Annotated in this window: 13 protein-coding genes; 7 read left to right on the top strand and 6 right to left on the bottom strand. The window is 66.2% G+C overall.

Translation table 11 applies throughout. The features are described 5' to 3' along the window. Nucleotides 1–42: 42 nt before the first annotated feature. The 7 genes from CXY78_RS06510 (at nt 43) to CXY78_RS06480 (ending at nt 7112) form a co-directional block, all read left to right on the top strand. A complete protein-coding gene (locus CXY78_RS06510) occupies nt 43–387 on the top strand; it encodes a hypothetical protein (protein WP_369827264.1) in 345 nt (114 codons plus the stop codon). Between the two features lie 161 nt (nt 388–548). Further along, on the top strand, nt 549–1205 hold the full coding sequence (locus CXY78_RS06505; protein WP_092340836.1) for an IclR family transcriptional regulator: 657 nt from the start codon (nt 549–551) through the stop codon (nt 1203–1205). A 23-nt stretch (nt 1206–1228) separates the two neighbouring features. Further along, on the top strand, nt 1229–2893 hold the full coding sequence (gene hutU / locus CXY78_RS06500) for a urocanate hydratase (RefSeq protein WP_104088674.1): 1665 nt from the start codon (nt 1229–1231) through the stop codon (nt 2891–2893). A 2-nt stretch (nt 2894–2895) separates the two neighbouring features. Continuing rightward, nucleotides 2896–4086: an allantoate amidohydrolase gene (locus tag CXY78_RS06495; protein ID WP_104088673.1), complete on the top strand. Its 1191-nt coding sequence runs from the start codon at nt 2896–2898 to the stop codon at nt 4084–4086. Beyond that, nucleotides 4083–5405 carry a formimidoylglutamate deiminase gene (locus CXY78_RS06490; protein WP_104088671.1) on the top strand — a complete coding sequence of 441 codons (1323 nt, stop codon included), beginning with the start codon at nt 4083–4085 and terminating at the stop codon, nt 5403–5405. Before CXY78_RS06495 ends, CXY78_RS06490 begins: the two co-directional genes overlap by 4 nt. Then, nucleotides 5402–6562, top strand: coding sequence for an imidazolonepropionase (gene hutI / locus CXY78_RS06485; RefSeq protein ID WP_104088670.1), 1161 nt, complete (start codon nt 5402–5404; stop codon nt 6560–6562). Before CXY78_RS06490 ends, hutI begins: the two co-directional genes overlap by 4 nt. Next, nucleotides 6552–7112 carry a HutD family protein gene (locus CXY78_RS06480; protein ID WP_104088668.1) on the top strand — a complete coding sequence of 187 codons (561 nt, stop codon included), beginning with the start codon at nt 6552–6554 and terminating at the stop codon, nt 7110–7112. The genes hutI and CXY78_RS06480 overlap by 11 nt, the downstream gene beginning before the upstream one ends. A 6-nt stretch (nt 7113–7118) precedes the next feature. Here CXY78_RS06480 and CXY78_RS06475 read toward each other — a convergent pair whose 3' ends face one another. The 6 genes from CXY78_RS06475 to CXY78_RS06450 are packed head-to-tail and all read right to left on the bottom strand — an operon-like array spanning nt 7119 to nt 14214. Further along, nucleotides 7119–8621: an FGGY-family carbohydrate kinase gene (locus CXY78_RS06475; protein WP_104088667.1), complete on the bottom strand. Its 1503-nt coding sequence runs from the start codon at nt 8619–8621 to the stop codon at nt 7119–7121. Nucleotides 8622–8631: 10 nt separating this feature from the next. After that, nucleotides 8632–10266 (bottom strand): fucose isomerase, encoded by a 1635-nt coding sequence (locus tag CXY78_RS06470; protein ID WP_104088888.1) that lies wholly within the window; start codon nt 10264–10266, stop codon nt 8632–8634. Nucleotides 10267–10281: 15 nt separating this feature from the next. After that, nucleotides 10282–11145, bottom strand: a complete 864-nt coding sequence (locus tag CXY78_RS06465) for a dihydrodipicolinate synthase family protein (RefSeq protein ID WP_104088665.1) — start codon at nt 11143–11145, stop codon at nt 10282–10284. Further along, nucleotides 11142–12254 (bottom strand): sialidase family protein, encoded by a 1113-nt coding sequence (locus CXY78_RS06460; RefSeq protein WP_104088663.1) that lies wholly within the window; start codon nt 12252–12254, stop codon nt 11142–11144. The genes CXY78_RS06465 and CXY78_RS06460 overlap by 4 nt, the downstream gene beginning before the upstream one ends. Beyond that, the gene (locus CXY78_RS06455; protein ID WP_104088662.1) at nt 12251–13804 is read right to left on the bottom strand and encodes a tripartite tricarboxylate transporter permease; all 1554 of its coding nucleotides are present in this window, start codon (nt 13802–13804) and stop codon (nt 12251–12253) included. Before CXY78_RS06455 ends, CXY78_RS06460 begins: the two co-directional genes overlap by 4 nt. After that, nucleotides 13801–14214 carry a tripartite tricarboxylate transporter TctB family protein gene (locus CXY78_RS06450; RefSeq protein WP_158253284.1) on the bottom strand — a complete coding sequence of 138 codons (414 nt, stop codon included), beginning with the start codon at nt 14212–14214 and terminating at the stop codon, nt 13801–13803. Before CXY78_RS06450 ends, CXY78_RS06455 begins: the two co-directional genes overlap by 4 nt. Nucleotides 14215–14217 lie beyond the last annotated feature (3 nt).

The following is a 14217-nucleotide window of genomic DNA, read 5'->3' as shown; positions in this document are numbered from 1 at the left end:
GGGCGTAGGATGCCCCTGCTCGGCTTCGACAGGAGACGTCCCATGCCCGCGCCCCACCTGGCTTCTATCACTGCCCAGCTGCGCGCCGCCGGCTGCGTCTTCGCCGACGAGGAGGCGGCCCTGCTGCTGTCGGTCGCCCAGTCGCCGGGCGATCTCGCCGCCATGGTTGCCCGGCGCGTGGACGGATTGCCGCTCGAGCAGATTCTCGGCTGGGCCGAGTTCTGCGGCCTGCGCATTCTGGTCGATCCGGAAGTATTCGTTCCTCGGCGGCGTACCGAGTTTCTGGTGACGCAGGCCCTCGCGCTCTGCCCGCGCGACGCGCTCGTCGTCGATCTCTGCTGCGGATCCGGCGCCGTGGCTCTCCCCCAGCGGATGCCTGCTCGTTGAAACCGGGCAGCGTCAAGCACCGCGGACCGCCGAGATCTTCACCCGCTTCGGCCTGCTCCCGCGCATCATTCGGAGCGAGGAGCTGGATTCGACCATCGTGATCGGCCTTGCCGTCTAGTGAAATCAGTGTTTTACTGAGTGCACTTGAAGGGACGAGCGCGATGGAGAAGGCCGACAGTACAACCCGCACGGCGGAGCGCGCCCTGACACTGCTGAGCGTGGTCTGCGAGGGCGGTTCGGTCACCCTCGGCGACGCGGCCAAGGCCGCAGACCTGTCGCCGAGCACTGCGTTGCGGTTGCTGCGAACTCTCGAATCGACGTCGTTTGTGCGGCGGGACGATGCCGGACTCTATCGGCCCGGCACGGCCATCGTTCGGCTCGGTGTACTCGCGCTCAGTCAGGAATCGCTCGTCGCCGTGTGCCGAGAACCGATGAACCGCATAGTTGGAGAGACCGCTGAATCCGTGTATCTGAGTGTTGCGGCCGCCGCCGGTCAGGGGCTCTACATTGCCATCGTCGAAGGCACCCACTCGGTGCGACACGCGAACTGGGTCGGCCGTCGCTTTCCCCTGGAGTCGAGCGCTTCGGGCCGCGTGCTCGCCGGTGCGACCGGCGACAGCGGATACTGCGTCGTCAGCGACGGCGTCGAACAGGACGTCACCGCCATAGCCGTACCCATCCGGGTGGGTGAGCGCGTCGTCGGAGCCCTGAGCGTGGTCGTTCCCAGCTACCGAGTCACCCCGTCCAGCATCGAGCACATGGCGCGGGTTCTGCTCACTGAAAGCAGCGCGCTGTACCGCGCCGAAGCATCCGTCTAATTCTGTAATCAAGGGAGATTCACATGACGACCACCCACACCGCACGCCCCGTTCGCGCCGCCCGCGGCACCGAACTGACCGCGAAGAGCTGGCAGACCGAAGGCCCGCTGCGCATGCTCATGAACAACCTCGACCCCGAGGTTGCCGAGCGCCCCGACGACCTCGTCGTCTACGGCGGAACCGGCAAAGCCGCCCGCAACTGGGAGTGCTACGACGCGATCGTGCGTACCCTCGAAACGCTGGAAAAGGACGAAACGCTACTGGTGCAGTCGGGCAAACCGGTCGGCGTGTTTCGCACCCACGAATGGGCGCCGCGGGTGCTGATCGCCAATTCCAACCTCGTCGGCGACTGGGCCACCTGGCCGGAGTTTCGCCGACTCGAGCACCTGGGGCTCACCATGTACGGGCAGATGACCGCTGGATCGTGGATCTACATCGGCACCCAGGGCATTCTGCAGGGTACTTACGAAACCTTCGGCGCCGTGGCCACCAAGAAGTTCAACGGCACCCTGGCGGGCACGCTGACCCTCACCGGCGGGGCCGGCGGCATGGGCGGCGCGCAGCCGCTCGCCGTCACCATGAACGACGGCGTCGTGCTCATTGTCGACGTTGACCCGGCCCGGTTGCAGCGCCGCGTCGATCACGGTTATCTCGACGAAATGACCGACGACATCGACGACGCCATCGCCCGGGTGCTCGCGGCCAAGACCGAACGCCGGGCCCTGTCGGTGGGTCTGGTCGGCAATGCCGCGACCGTGTTCGCCGAATTGCTCGCCCGCAAAGTGCCGATCGATATCGTGACCGACCAGACCAGCGCGCACGACCCGCTCTCCTACCTGCCCGAGGGCGTGACGGTTGAAGAATGGCGCGCCTACGCGGCCGAGAGCCCCGAAGAGTTCACCGTGCGCGCCCGAGCTGCAATGGCCAAGCAGGTGCAGGCCATGGTCGAATTTCAGGATGCCGGCGCCGAAGTCTTCGATTACGGCAACTCCATTCGGGCCGAGGCGCAGCTCGGCGGTTACGCGCGGGCTTTCGAATTTCCGGGATTCGTGCCGGCCTACATCCGCCCGCTGTTCGCCGAGGGCAAGGGGCCGTTCCGTTGGGTGGCGCTCTCCGGCGACCCCGCCGACATCGCGGCCACCGACAAGGCCATCCTCGAACTTTTCCCCGACGACGCCGGGTTGCACCGCTGGATCACCAAGGCCGAAGAGAAGGTGCAGTTCGAAGGCCTGCCGGCCCGCATCTGCTGGCTCGGCTACAAGGAACGTCACCTGGCCGGGCTGAAATTCAACGAGATGGTCGCCTCCGGCGAGCTCAGTGCGCCGATCGTGATCGGTCGCGACCACCTCGACTCCGGATCGGTCGCCTCGCCCTACCGCGAGACCGAGGGTATGAAGGACGGGTCAGACGCGATCGCTGACTGGCCGCTGCTGAACGCGCTGCTCAACACCGCGTCCGGCGCAACCTGGGTGTCGATTCACCACGGTGGCGGCGTGGGAATCGGCCGCAGCATCCATGCCGGGCAGGTCATCGTCGCCGACGGCACCGCGCTGGCCGCCGAGAAGATCGAGCGCGTGCTCACCAACGACCCCGGCACCGGCGTGATGCGTCACGTGGATGCGGGTTACGAACGGGCCGAAGAAGTGGCCCGCGACCGCGGCCTGCGCGTGCCCATGTGGGAAGAGTGAGCATGCTGGCGGGCCTCGCCGAAATCGCGGAGGTCGGCCGCGATTCCCGCCGCAGCGGCTACTCTCGCCACCTCTGGCAGGCGGCCGACCTCGAGCTGCGCTCCTGGTTTGTCGAGCGCGCCGAACGCCTCGGCCTCGATGTCGAAACCGACCGCAACGGTAACCTCTGGGCGTGGTGGGGCCAGCCCGGAACGGATGCCGTCGTCACCGGCAGCCACCTCGACTCGGTTCCCGGCGGCGGCGCCTACGACGGTCCGCTCGGCGTGGTCTCCTCACTGGAGGCCATCGCTCGGCTGCAGGCGAGCGGATTCGTGGCGTCGAGGCCGTGCGCCATTTTGATGTTCGCCGAAGAAGAAGGCTCCCGCTTCGGCGTCGCCTGCCTCGGCTCCAGGCTGTTGGCCGGCGCGATCGACGCCGACCAGGCCCGAGCGCTCACCGACCGTGACGGCGTCACGCTCGCGGAGGCCGCCCGAACTGTCGGTGTCGACCCGGCGCACCTCGGCGTCGACCGCGATGCGCTCGCCCGCATCGGGTTGTTCATCGAACTGCACGTTGAGCAGGGCCGCGGCTTGATCGATCTCGGCCAGCCCGTGGCCGTGGCGTCGTCGATTCTCGCTCACGGACGCTGGCGACTCACCGTTACCGGCCAGGGGAACCACGCCGGTGCTACCACCATGGCCGAGCGCCGCGACCCGATGGTCGCCACCGCCGCAGCCATCGTCGGCGTGCAGACCGCAGCCCTGGGTCGCCCGGGCACCCGCGCGACGATCGGCCGCATCGAAGCGATCCCGGGCGGCACCAACGTCATCGCGAGCCGCGTCGACGCCTGGCTTGACGCCCGCGCCGAGACCGACGAGGAAACCCGCCTGCTCGTGGCCGACATTGCCGCCAGCGCCCAGCAGGCTGCCGCGCACAACGGATGCTCCGCCACCCTCACCGAGGAATCCTGGGCTGGAGCGGTGCAGTTTCACCCCGGGTTGCGCGAGCGGTTTGCGCAGGCCCTCGGTCAGGTGCCAGAACTGGCCACCGGGGCCGGCCACGACGCCGGCGTGCTCGCCGCCCGGGTGCCGAGCGCGATGTTGTTCGTGCGCAACCCCACCGGCATCTCGCACGCGCCGGAGGAATTCGCCGAGGTCGCGGACTGTGTCGCCGGCGTCGACGCTTTGGAACTGCTGCTGAGAGAACTACTGTGAACGCATTCTGGTGCGAGTACCTGCTGGTCGACGGCCGGGCAGTCGCGGGGGTGCGGCTGGAGGCTGGCGCAGACGGACGCATCGCGCGGGTTCAGCCGGGGGCTGCGGCGGAGGCGGCGGACATCCGTTTGGGTACGATCGTGCCCGGGTTTGGCAATGCGCACTCGCATACTTTTCACCGCGCACTGCGCGGCCAGACCCACGGGGAGGGCGGCGATTTCTGGCTCTGGCGGGAGCGGATGTACCGGGTCGCCGCCCAGCTCGACCCCGTCAAGTATCAGGCGCTGGCCACAGCTGTGTTCGCCGAGATGCTCGTCAGCGGCTACACGGCGGTCGGCGAGTTTCACTATGTGCATCATCACTTCGATGGAACGCCGTATGACACCGAGCACGCCATGGAACTGGCGCTTGCGGCGGCGGCGCGGGCCGTCGGCATCCGTTTGGTGCTGCTCGACACCGTCTACCTGCAGGGTGGCATTGGTCGGGAGCTGGCACCCCAGCAGCGAGCGTTTGGCGATGGCAGTGCCGCCGGCTGGCTGGCCCGCTGGCACGCGCTTCGTGATCAGCTGGCCGGAGACGAGCTGGTAACACTCGGAGCGGCCCTGCACTCGGTGCGCGCGGTCACGCCCGACGCGATGCGCGAGGTACTCGCCGGGCTGCCCGGCGAGATTCCCCTGCACATTCACCTCTCCGAGCAGCCGCGGGAGAACGCGGACTGCCTGGCCGCGTACAGAATGACCCCGGCCGGCCTGCTCGCTTCGCTCGGGGCACTCGCGCCGCGCCTGAGCGTGGTGCACGCGACCCATCTCAGCGACGACGACCGTGCACTTCTCGGCGACGCCGGGGTGAGCGTCGTCATGTGCCCGACCACCGAAGCTGACCTCGGCGACGGCATCGGGCCGGCGCTCGCGCTGGCCGCAGCGGGTGCCCCGATCGCGCTCGGCTCCGATCAGAACGCGGTCATCGACCCGTTGCTGGAGATGCGCGGCCTCGAAATGGGCGAACGGCTCGCCTCCCATCAGCGCGGACGGTTCACCCCGGCCGAGTTGCTGAACGCGGCGTCGACCGCCGGCTATGCCACCCTCGGGCTCGGCCGCCACCGGCTGCAAGTCGGCGACCCGTGCGATCTCGTCGAGATCAGCACGACCGGCGTGCGCACGGTCGGGTCGTTGCCGGAGCAATTGCCGCTGACCGCGACGGCCTCCGACGTGCTGCGCGTGTTCGTCGGCGGGCGCCTGGTCGCCGAGTGCGGTCAGCTGGTTGGCGGCGAGCGGCCGGCAACACTCATGGCCGCTGCGCTCACTAGGCTCGGCAGATGACCGAGTTGATCACGGGCATCGGCGAGCTGACCACGCACGATGACTCCGGCGAGCGCCGGCACGACGCGGCTCTGGTGATCGGTGACGGCCACATTCTCTGGATCGGCCCGGCCGCCCAGGCACCCGCCGCCGATCGTCAAACGGATGTCGGTGGCCGCGCGGTTCTGCCCGGCTGGGTCGACACGCACACCCATCTCGTGTTCGGCGGGGACCGCTCGGCCGAGTTCGAAGCCCGCATGGCGGGCCAGGCCTACGCCGCCGGCGGCATCAACACGACCGTCGCGGCGACGCGTGCTGCGAGCGAGGGCGAGCTCATGGCCACGGCGCGCGGCCTGCGCCGCGAGGCGGAAGCCCAGGGCACCACCTTTCTCGAAACGAAGACCGGCTACGGGCTCGATGTCGCAAGTGAGGCTCGTTCGGCGCGGGCCGCCGCCCAGGTGGCCGATGTCGTGACCTTTCTCGGTGCCCACATCGTGCCCCCCGACATGGACCGTCGGGACTACCTCGACCTCGTGACCGGGCCGATGCTCTCGGCTGTGCTTCCCTACGTGCAGTTCATTGATGCGTTCTGTGAGCAGGGCGCATTCGACGTCGAAGAGACCCGCGAGGTGCTGCTGGTCGGCCGGGCCGCTGGCCTGGGATTGCGGGTGCACGGCAACCAGCTGGGATTCAGCGGTGGTGTGCGGCTCGCCGCCGAGCTGGGCGCTCACAGTGTTGACCACTGCAACTACCTGGAGCCGGCCGATATCGACGCGCTGGCCGCATCGACCACGGTCGCCACGCTGCTTCCGGCCTGCGATCTGTCGACCCGGCAGCCGTTCCCGCCGGCCCGCCGGCTGCTCGACGCCGGCGTGAGCATCGCCCTCGCGACCAACTGCAATCCTGGCACCTCGTACACGACGTCGATGCCGTTCTGTGTGGCGACCGCCGTGCTGCAGATGGGTCTGACCGTCGGTGAGGCTGTTTGGGCGGCAACCCGTGGAGCAGCCCGGTCGCTCGGCCGCGACCAGGGAGCGGATGCCGTCGGCTCCCTGTTTGTCGGCGGCCGCGCCGACCTGCAGGTTCTGAATGCTCCGTCGATTTCCCACCTGGCCTACCGCCCCGGAGTGCCGTTGACCGCTTCGGTCTGGCGCCGAGGGGTGCGCGTTGAGCACTGAGATTCTGCGGGTGGCCGACCGCGTCGACGTGCCCTGGCGCAACGGGGCCGGGGTCACCAGCGAGATTCTGGTCTCGCCCGGCGACGGCGATTTCGACTGGCGGCTCAGTATCGCGACGGTAGATTCCGATGCTCCGTTCTCAACCTTTGGCGGGGTGGACCGGTGTCTGCTGGCGCTGTCCGAGCAGGGACTGGATCTGGTTGATGCGGGTCGACTCGTGCGCCTCGGCGCGTTCGAGTCGCACACCTTCGCCGGCGAAAACGAGGTAGCTTCCTTCGGCGTGACGCGGCCGACGCTCGACCTGAATTTGATGACCCGGCGAGACCGCTGCAGCGGCACACTGGAATCGTACCCGGTGGCCGGCAGTTGTTCGGTCGCTGCCGGGCCGGGCGAGAGCGTCGTCGTGGTGATCGTGGGAGGTAGCTTCACGCTCGGTGGCCAGCCACTGGCAATGTTCGATGCTGTTCGCCTCGACGAGGTCGATACCGCAGCCCCCGTCCCCCTCCACGGAGTGGGGCAGCTCGCGGTTGCCCGCGTCGAACGCCGCTGAGCGATCTCACCGGGATGACTCCACGAGCCCGCGCTGACGTCGCGCCAGCGCGTGCTGCAGCGTGCGGGTTGCCGGATACAACTCCAGATACATCTCGTACAGTTCGTCGTAGCTTTCCCTCAGCTCCGGGCGTGGTGTCACCGTGATGTTGGGCGGATTCCACGCCTCGATCGACACCGCCGCCTCACCCCGCACGGACTGTGCGGCGAGGAACGCCGCCCCGAAACTTGCACCGATCGTCTGTGACGGCACGACCTGACGACGACCGGTCACGTCGGAGACAATCTGGGTCCACAATCCACCCTGGGTGCCGCCACCGACAGCCACCAGCCGGGAGATCGTCGCTCCGGCCTGCTCCATCATCTCGATATTGTGCCGCACTCCCATGGCGGTCGCTTCCAGGGCTGCACGGTACAGGTCGCCGCGGGTGTGCGTGAGCGTGAGGCCGGCAATGACGCCGCGGGCTTCGGGATCGGCAATCGGTGTGCGCTCGCCCGCAAAGTAGGGCAGCATCACCAGTCCGTGAGCGCCGGCACCGGACTGCTCAGCCTCCGCCAGCAGAATCGGATAGTCGACGGCACCGAACAGGCCCTTCAGCCAGGCCGTGATCGCCCCGGACGTTGCCATACCGCCGGCGAGCGATCGGGTTCCAGGGTAGGCACCCACTGTTCCCCACAGTTCGGGCACGTCAATGCGGTCGACCGTGGTGTGCACCAAAAACATTGTCGTGCCGTACATCAGCATGAGGTCGCCCGGTGTCTGCGCGCCTACGCTCACCGCTTCCGACCACGCGTCGATGGTGCCTGTGATTACCGGGATGCCCTCGGGCAGTCCGGTCAACGCGGCAGCCGCCGCGGTCACCGTTCCGACAGGTTCCGACGGCCACGACAGCGGCGGTAACTCCAGTTGCGGTGCAATGTGCTCCGCCCAGGGCCGATACCACTGCTGAGCGATGGTGTCGTAGAGCGGGGTGCACTGGCTCGCGGAGTGGTGATCGAGCACATACTGCCCGGTCAGTTGGAAGGCCAGCCAGGAGGCCGGCATGAAGAGCCGGCGGGCAGCATCCGCTATTTCGGGTTCATTCTCGGCGACCCAAGCCAGTTTCGGTCCCACTGCCTGCGTCGACAGCACCGATCCGCAGCGCTCCAAAATTGCAGAATCCCCGCCCAACTGTTCGGTCAGCTGGGCGATCTGCCGGGTGGCCCGGGTATCGACGCCATACAAGATGGCAGGACGCAGCGGCGTGCTGGTGGCGTCGGTGAGCAACACGCACGGTCCCATGCCGCTGACGCCGACAGCGATCACCGTGTCGTCCACCCCGATCAGCGCCCGGCTGATCGCCACAAATTCCTGCCACCACACCGCGGCATCCATTTCGACCCACCCGGGCTGAGGTCGATCGACCTGATGCTCGCGCGTTTCGCTCTGCAGCACCTGTCCCGAGAGATCGACCAAAACACCTTTACTGCTCGACGTGCCGATGTCGACACCAAGCACTACGTTCGCCATGTGAGTGCTCCTAGAGGTTGACGTCGCCGCAGAGATGCACCAGCACGCCCAGTTCGGCAAACAGTGCTGCTTTCGCGGCGAGCGCTCGGTCGGCAATATCAGCGTCGGGCGCATAGACGACCTGCAGGTGGTTGGCCTTGTGCCGGGCCATGAGCTGGTCACGCGAGACTCCGTGAAGCACGGCGTGCATGATCGGCCATTGTTTGTCGGTCGCCTCGAGGCGGCGTTGCGTCTCCTTCTCCGGCAGGTCAGCGACGTGCCCGCGCCCGAGGTCGACGTGGAGCACCTGGTCCATGATGAAAACGCGCGACCAGACAATCTCACCCGGCTTGGACGTGCCGGACAGCGTCGAGCCGCCCTTGGGGAAGAACACTGCAGGCTGGCGTCGGCCACAGGATTTGTCGTAGCCGCCGTTGTGGGAGGCCGGCACGGCGCCGGAAATCTCGAATACCCAGACGAATTCATCGCCATACTGCTCGCCCCACCGGATGTCATGCAGGGTATTCGCCGGATCGAGCCCCATTGCAGACCAGATGCGGTTCGTGACCAGGGCGTCAACGGCGACGCCTTCGTCGACCTCGTTGAAGTGCGGAAGCGCTGCCCCGGCGTACAGTTCGCGTGAGCCATCCCGCGAGTACACGGGTGGTCGCTGCACGTTGTTGAGCAGCCCTTCAACCAGATCCGAGGCCGGAACCATATCTTTGAGCCCCTGCTGGTATTGGATGCCAATGGCGTCGGCCCCAAAATCGTCAGCGATTCGCATCGCGGCGACGTACATTTTCATCTGATCGTGAACCTGGGCTTCGGTGAGGTCCGCAGCGTCGTCGGGACCGAAGTGAAAGGTGAACCCTACCTCGTCGAGCCAACGGCGAACGGCCTGGGCCTCGGCATCCGTCACCGTGTACATTTCAGCCAACAGGGCCGACTGCGAGAGTCGCTCCTTGTAGATACCGAGCGGATTCAGAAGCTCGTCGTCGATGATCGCGTTGTACATGCCCATGCAACCTTCATCGAATACCCCGATGATGGCCTTCTCGTCGCGAAGCTGCCGAGCTAGGCTGCGGCCGAGTCGCACTTCCTCGGTGTTGGGCAGCGCACCGAGATCGCGAACGTGGCTGAGATCATGGCGGATACTGCCAGTATCCAGCCACTCACCGACCTTGTCGACAGCCCAAGCATCACTGAAATCCTTGCTCCACAGCGACGAATAGGCAATGTCGGCCTTGGTCAGCGACCCGGTGAGATTCAAGAGACCGACGAGTCCGGGAAAATCGCCAGCCCAGTTGGCCACGGCCAGAATGGGACCGCGATGCGACCGCAGACCCGCGAGCACATGGTGGCTGTACTGCCAAACGGCGTCAACGACCACGAGCGGGGCGTCCAGCGGAATGTTCCGGAACACGTCGAGCCCGGCACGCTGGCTGTCGATGAAGCCGTGGCCGGTCGCCGTGTTCACGTCGTGCGCGCGGTGCACAGCATAGCCAAAGCGCTCGACGGCACCGGTGAAATCGGCTTCGAGCTGCCGCTGCGTCGACCATCCGGCCGTATTAGCGCTCAGTCGCAGGTCACCGCTGGCCACGATATAGACGGTCTTTTCGAGGAGTGCGGGCCGCGTGAGGGCGACGGGGAATGCGTAGCTGGTCATGATCATCCGCTCGATTCAGGCGTTGCTCGAGGCGGCGGCGAGCAGATCCTGACGCAGCGAATCGTCAATTGCGGCCATCGACATGCGGGACTCCCAGGTTCCCGGAACGTTGGCCGACACGGCTGCCTTCAAACGGATGATCGATGGTCCGGTCAGCTGGACCAGTGCGACGACCGTCTGCTGCAGACGGGCCGCCTCGGTTCCGTCGACGGCCTCGTCGAGGGCCGCAGCGAGGCGGGCGAAGGTTTCCGGGTAGGCCGCCGAGACGCCGGATACGACGCCGGTGCCACCCTCGGCTAGCACGAGCGGAAGGGTTGAATCGTCGCCAGAGTAGAGTTCCTGACCGGGCTGAAGCTGCGCGATGTAGGGGACAAGCAACTCGGTGGCCGCGCCGGAGAGCTTCGCGCCACGCACCCCGGGCAAAGCCATGATCTCGCCAAAGGTTTCGGGCGAGACGACGATGCCGGTGCGCTCGGGGAAGAGATAGACGTAGTGCTCGATTCCGGGCAGGGCGCTCGTCACGCCGCGGTAGAAGTCGATTACTGCGGCGTCGTCGGCTGGCAGGTAGTACGGGCTGAGTGTGGCCATTCGAGTGATGCCGAGTTGCGCGGCGGCCCGGCCGATGCGCACCACCTGGTGCAGGCTCGCGTGCCCGATATGGGCAATCACACGCTCCGTGCCGAGAATCAGGCAGGCGCGACGAAAGGCCTCCTGACGTTCGTCGTCGTCCAGCGACGGAAATTCTCCGGTCGTTCCGGCGATGAGGGCGGCGTGCACGTGTGGGGCGACGCGGGTGAGCAGGGCGTCAAAGGTATCCCATTCAATCGTTCCGTCCGCGCTGAATGAGACGGGCAGGGCGCTGATAATTTGTACGGTCATGAGATGGCCTTTCGATGTGATTCTGGACGGGTGAGCAAATTCAGGGGGATGGCAGCGCAGACTATGCCTCGGCGTTGCCAGGTGTAGGTGACGATGAGCTCGTCGCCGACCACGACCGCAGCAGGGTAGGAGTATTCCCCTCGGCCGTCGGTGCGCACACCCTCGTCCCGGGGTTCGAAACCGGTGGCGGACTCTTCGGGCAGGTTCGGCGAGAACGCGCCCAACGGCGTACGCCCGTCTTCCACGACGGCCACGGTGTTCCAGTCGCGCCCGTCGGACGAGACGGATACGGACAGCGGGCACCGGCTCCCCCAGCTTGTCCCCCCGGGATTGTGCACGGCGGCTAACAGCCCGCTGGGCAGCACCGCGACCGTGAGACCGCTGTTGCTGTTGGGGAGCGTGCTCGGCTGCGCTGGGGAGAAGGTGCGGCCGTTGTCGGTCGAGAAGGAGACGTAGGCGCAGCCCTCGGAGGAGCGCAGGAGCACACCGAGCGTGCGTTCATCGGTCCAGAGCGCTGGCTGAATGATTCCGGCACCGGAGAGGTGCGAGCGGTCGAAGGGGATACCGACCTGGTGCCAGGTCAGGCCGCCGTCGGAGGAACTGTCAACGAAGCTCTCCCACACCGCTCCGGTGGCGTTCCAGGTCTCAGTCGATCCCGGCGCAAGCCACACCCCGTCATCCGTGAGCACCGGCGGATTCTTGACCGGGCCACGCGGGCGGGCGTCCCCGGGGACCAGCTCACGGGCATCCGTCCAGCTACCACCACCGTCGGCACTCGTGCAGACCCAGGTTTTCCAGGAGGATATGCGGTGTCCACGTTTGAAGAAGAGCCAGATTTCACCGTTGGGGGCGTGGGCGAGCACCGGATTCCAATGGGCGATGGCCTCGGTGCTCGCGATTGCGTACGGTGCGTTCCACGTTCCGTCGGCGGTGCGGGTAGCCACGTAGATTCGGTTGTCCGGCGTGCCCTCCTCGGTACCCGCGAACCACGCGCAGAGCAAACGCTCATCGACCGCGAGGCTGGTGGAAGCATGACGCTGGCGGCCGCTGTCGTCGGGCGGAAAAACCCAGGCGCGGGCGACTCCGGTAGTGATCGTCGCAGAGCTCATTTGAGATCGGTCACCTTGCCGGCCGCTTCGCGTTGGGTGCGCTGAGCCAGACGCTCCTCGAGGGAACCGGTGTCGCCGCCCTTCCGGCCGCTTCGAACCTTGGCGATCATCGGAACGACCAGCGCCAGGAACGCCAGTATGAGCATGACGAGCGAAATCGGCTCGGTGAAGAACACTGTCGGACCGTCGATGAGTAGTGCGCGGCGCAGATTGGCCTCAGCGAGCGGGCCGAGCAGCAGGCCGAGCACAACCGGTCCGGCCGGAAATCCGGTGCGTTTCATGATCAGACCGATGACACCGGAGATGAGCATGACGATGACCGTGTAGATGTTGTTCGTCACGGTGTAGGTACCGACCAGGCAGAAGATGAGAATCGCCGACCAGATGTAGTGGTTGGGGAGGTCCATCAGCTTCACCATGCCGCGCATCCGGACCAGGCTAATCAACAGGGAAACAATGGTTGCGAAGATCATGATTGCAGCGATCGAGACCACGAGGTCGGGGTTGTTGGTAAACAGCTGCGGCCCCGGCTGCAGCCCCCAGATGATCATGGAACCGATCATGACGGCCATCACGGAGTCACCGGGGATACCCAACGCCATTGTCGTGATGAGTGAGCCACCGAGGGTCGCGCTGGAAGCGCCGTCTGCGGCCGTGATGCCCTCGATCGAGCCCTTGCCGAACTTCTCCTTCTCTTTCGAGACCGCGCGGGCGCGGTCCCAGCCGATGAGACCGGCGATGTCGCCGCCCGCAGCGGGAACAATGCCAACGAAGATGCCGAGACCAGTGCCCAGGGCCAGCGGCTTGCCCATTTGCTTGTATTCCTTTTTGGTCGGCCACCAGCGACCAAGGGAAGAGATGGGTTTGGTCTTGTGCGTGCGGTGCGTGAGCAACTGGTCGAACAATTCTGCGATACCGAACAGGCCGATGATGACGGCGATGAAATCGAGCCCGCCCGAAAGGTCGTTGAGACCGAAGGTGAACCGCTGGTCCCCGGTAATCGGGTCGCGCCCGATAGCGCCGAGGGTGAGACCGACGGCACCGGCGAGCACTCCCTTCACGATCGACTTCGAGGAGATGGAGATCATGATGGTGAGGCCGAACACCACGAGAGCGAACATCTCCGGCGGGCCGAAGTTGAGGGCAAGTTTCGCCACCGGCTGCGCTGCGATGATGAAGACCACCATCGAGATGAGAATTCCCACGGTCGATGCGACGGCGGACACGACGAGGGCGAGCCCGGCTTTACCCTGCTTCGCCATGGGATAGCCGTCGAAAGTGGTGGCAATCGCCGCTGGGGTGCCGGGAGTGTTGACCAGAATCGCCGGAATGCGGTCACCATAATTGGCTCCGACGTAAATGCTCAGCAACACCGCGAGCCCCTGCACGGGTTCGAGGGTGAGCGTGAACCCGGCGGCCAGCGCGACGGCCATCGAACCGGTGACGCCCGGAAAGACGCCGACGAGGGTTCCAACGATCAGACCGATCAGCAAGCACAGCAGAGTGACCGGATCGACGACCGCGCTGAGCCCGGCTTCCAGGGTATTCATAGTGGCACTTTCAGAAGAAGGTTGAACAGAGCATAAATAACGGCGGCCATAATGACCGGGTAGATCAGCAATGAACGGATGCCTCGCCCGCCGGCGATCGCCGTCACCAGCGCGATGAACACGGGCGCGGTGACCACAAAGCCAAGAAGCGGCCAAACCACGATGAACGCGATCGTTGCGGCAACGGTCAGAAGCAGCTTGAACCAGCCCGTGCGAGTAGCGGGTTCGATTTCATCCCGTGGTGCAGGAGATTTTGCAATCGCCGTGATGAGCAGGATCAACGACAGCGCCAATCCCAGTCCGCCCAGAAAGGTGGGCCACGATCGCGGGTTCATCCCCGCGATATCGACCCGCATTTCGATGCTCCTGGCGAGCAGAAGCACGGTGCCGGTGAGGATGACCGCGGTCACTGC

Origin of the sequence: Cryobacterium sp. N19 (assembly GCF_002929595.1) — a bacterium.
GTDB classification, from domain to species: domain Bacteria; phylum Actinomycetota; class Actinomycetes; order Actinomycetales; family Microbacteriaceae; genus Cryobacterium; species Cryobacterium flavum.
The sequence above is the reverse complement of the archived record's forward strand: the minus strand, read 5'-3'. Positions and strand labels throughout refer to the sequence as shown.

Bases quoted from the DNA above. Each gene is read 5' to 3' on its own strand.
- CXY78_RS06510 (WP_369827264.1), top strand. From the start codon at position 43: ATGCCCGCGCCCCACCTGGCTTCTATCACTGCCCAGCTGCGCGCCGCC.
- CXY78_RS06505 (WP_092340836.1), top strand. From the start codon at position 549: ATGGAGAAGGCCGACAGTACAACCCGCACGGCGGAGCGCGCCCTGACA.
- hutU (WP_104088674.1), top strand. From the start codon at position 1,229: ATGACGACCACCCACACCGCACGCCCCGTTCGCGCCGCCCGCGGCACC.
- CXY78_RS06495 (WP_104088673.1), top strand. From the start codon at position 2,896: ATGCTGGCGGGCCTCGCCGAAATCGCGGAGGTCGGCCGCGATTCCCGC.
- hutI (WP_104088670.1), top strand. From the start codon at position 5,402: ATGACCGAGTTGATCACGGGCATCGGCGAGCTGACCACGCACGATGAC.
- CXY78_RS06475 (WP_104088667.1), bottom strand. From the start codon at position 8,621: ATGGCGAACGTAGTGCTTGGTGTCGACATCGGCACGTCGAGCAGTAAA.
- CXY78_RS06470 (WP_104088888.1), bottom strand. From the start codon at position 10,266: ATGACCAGCTACGCATTCCCCGTCGCCCTCACGCGGCCCGCACTCCTC.
- CXY78_RS06465 (WP_104088665.1), bottom strand. From the start codon at position 11,145: ATGACCGTACAAATTATCAGCGCCCTGCCCGTCTCATTCAGCGCGGAC.
- CXY78_RS06460 (WP_104088663.1), bottom strand. From the start codon at position 12,254: ATGAGCTCTGCGACGATCACTACCGGAGTCGCCCGCGCCTGGGTTTTT.
- CXY78_RS06455 (WP_104088662.1), bottom strand. From the start codon at position 13,804: ATGAATACCCTGGAAGCCGGGCTCAGCGCGGTCGTCGATCCGGTCACT.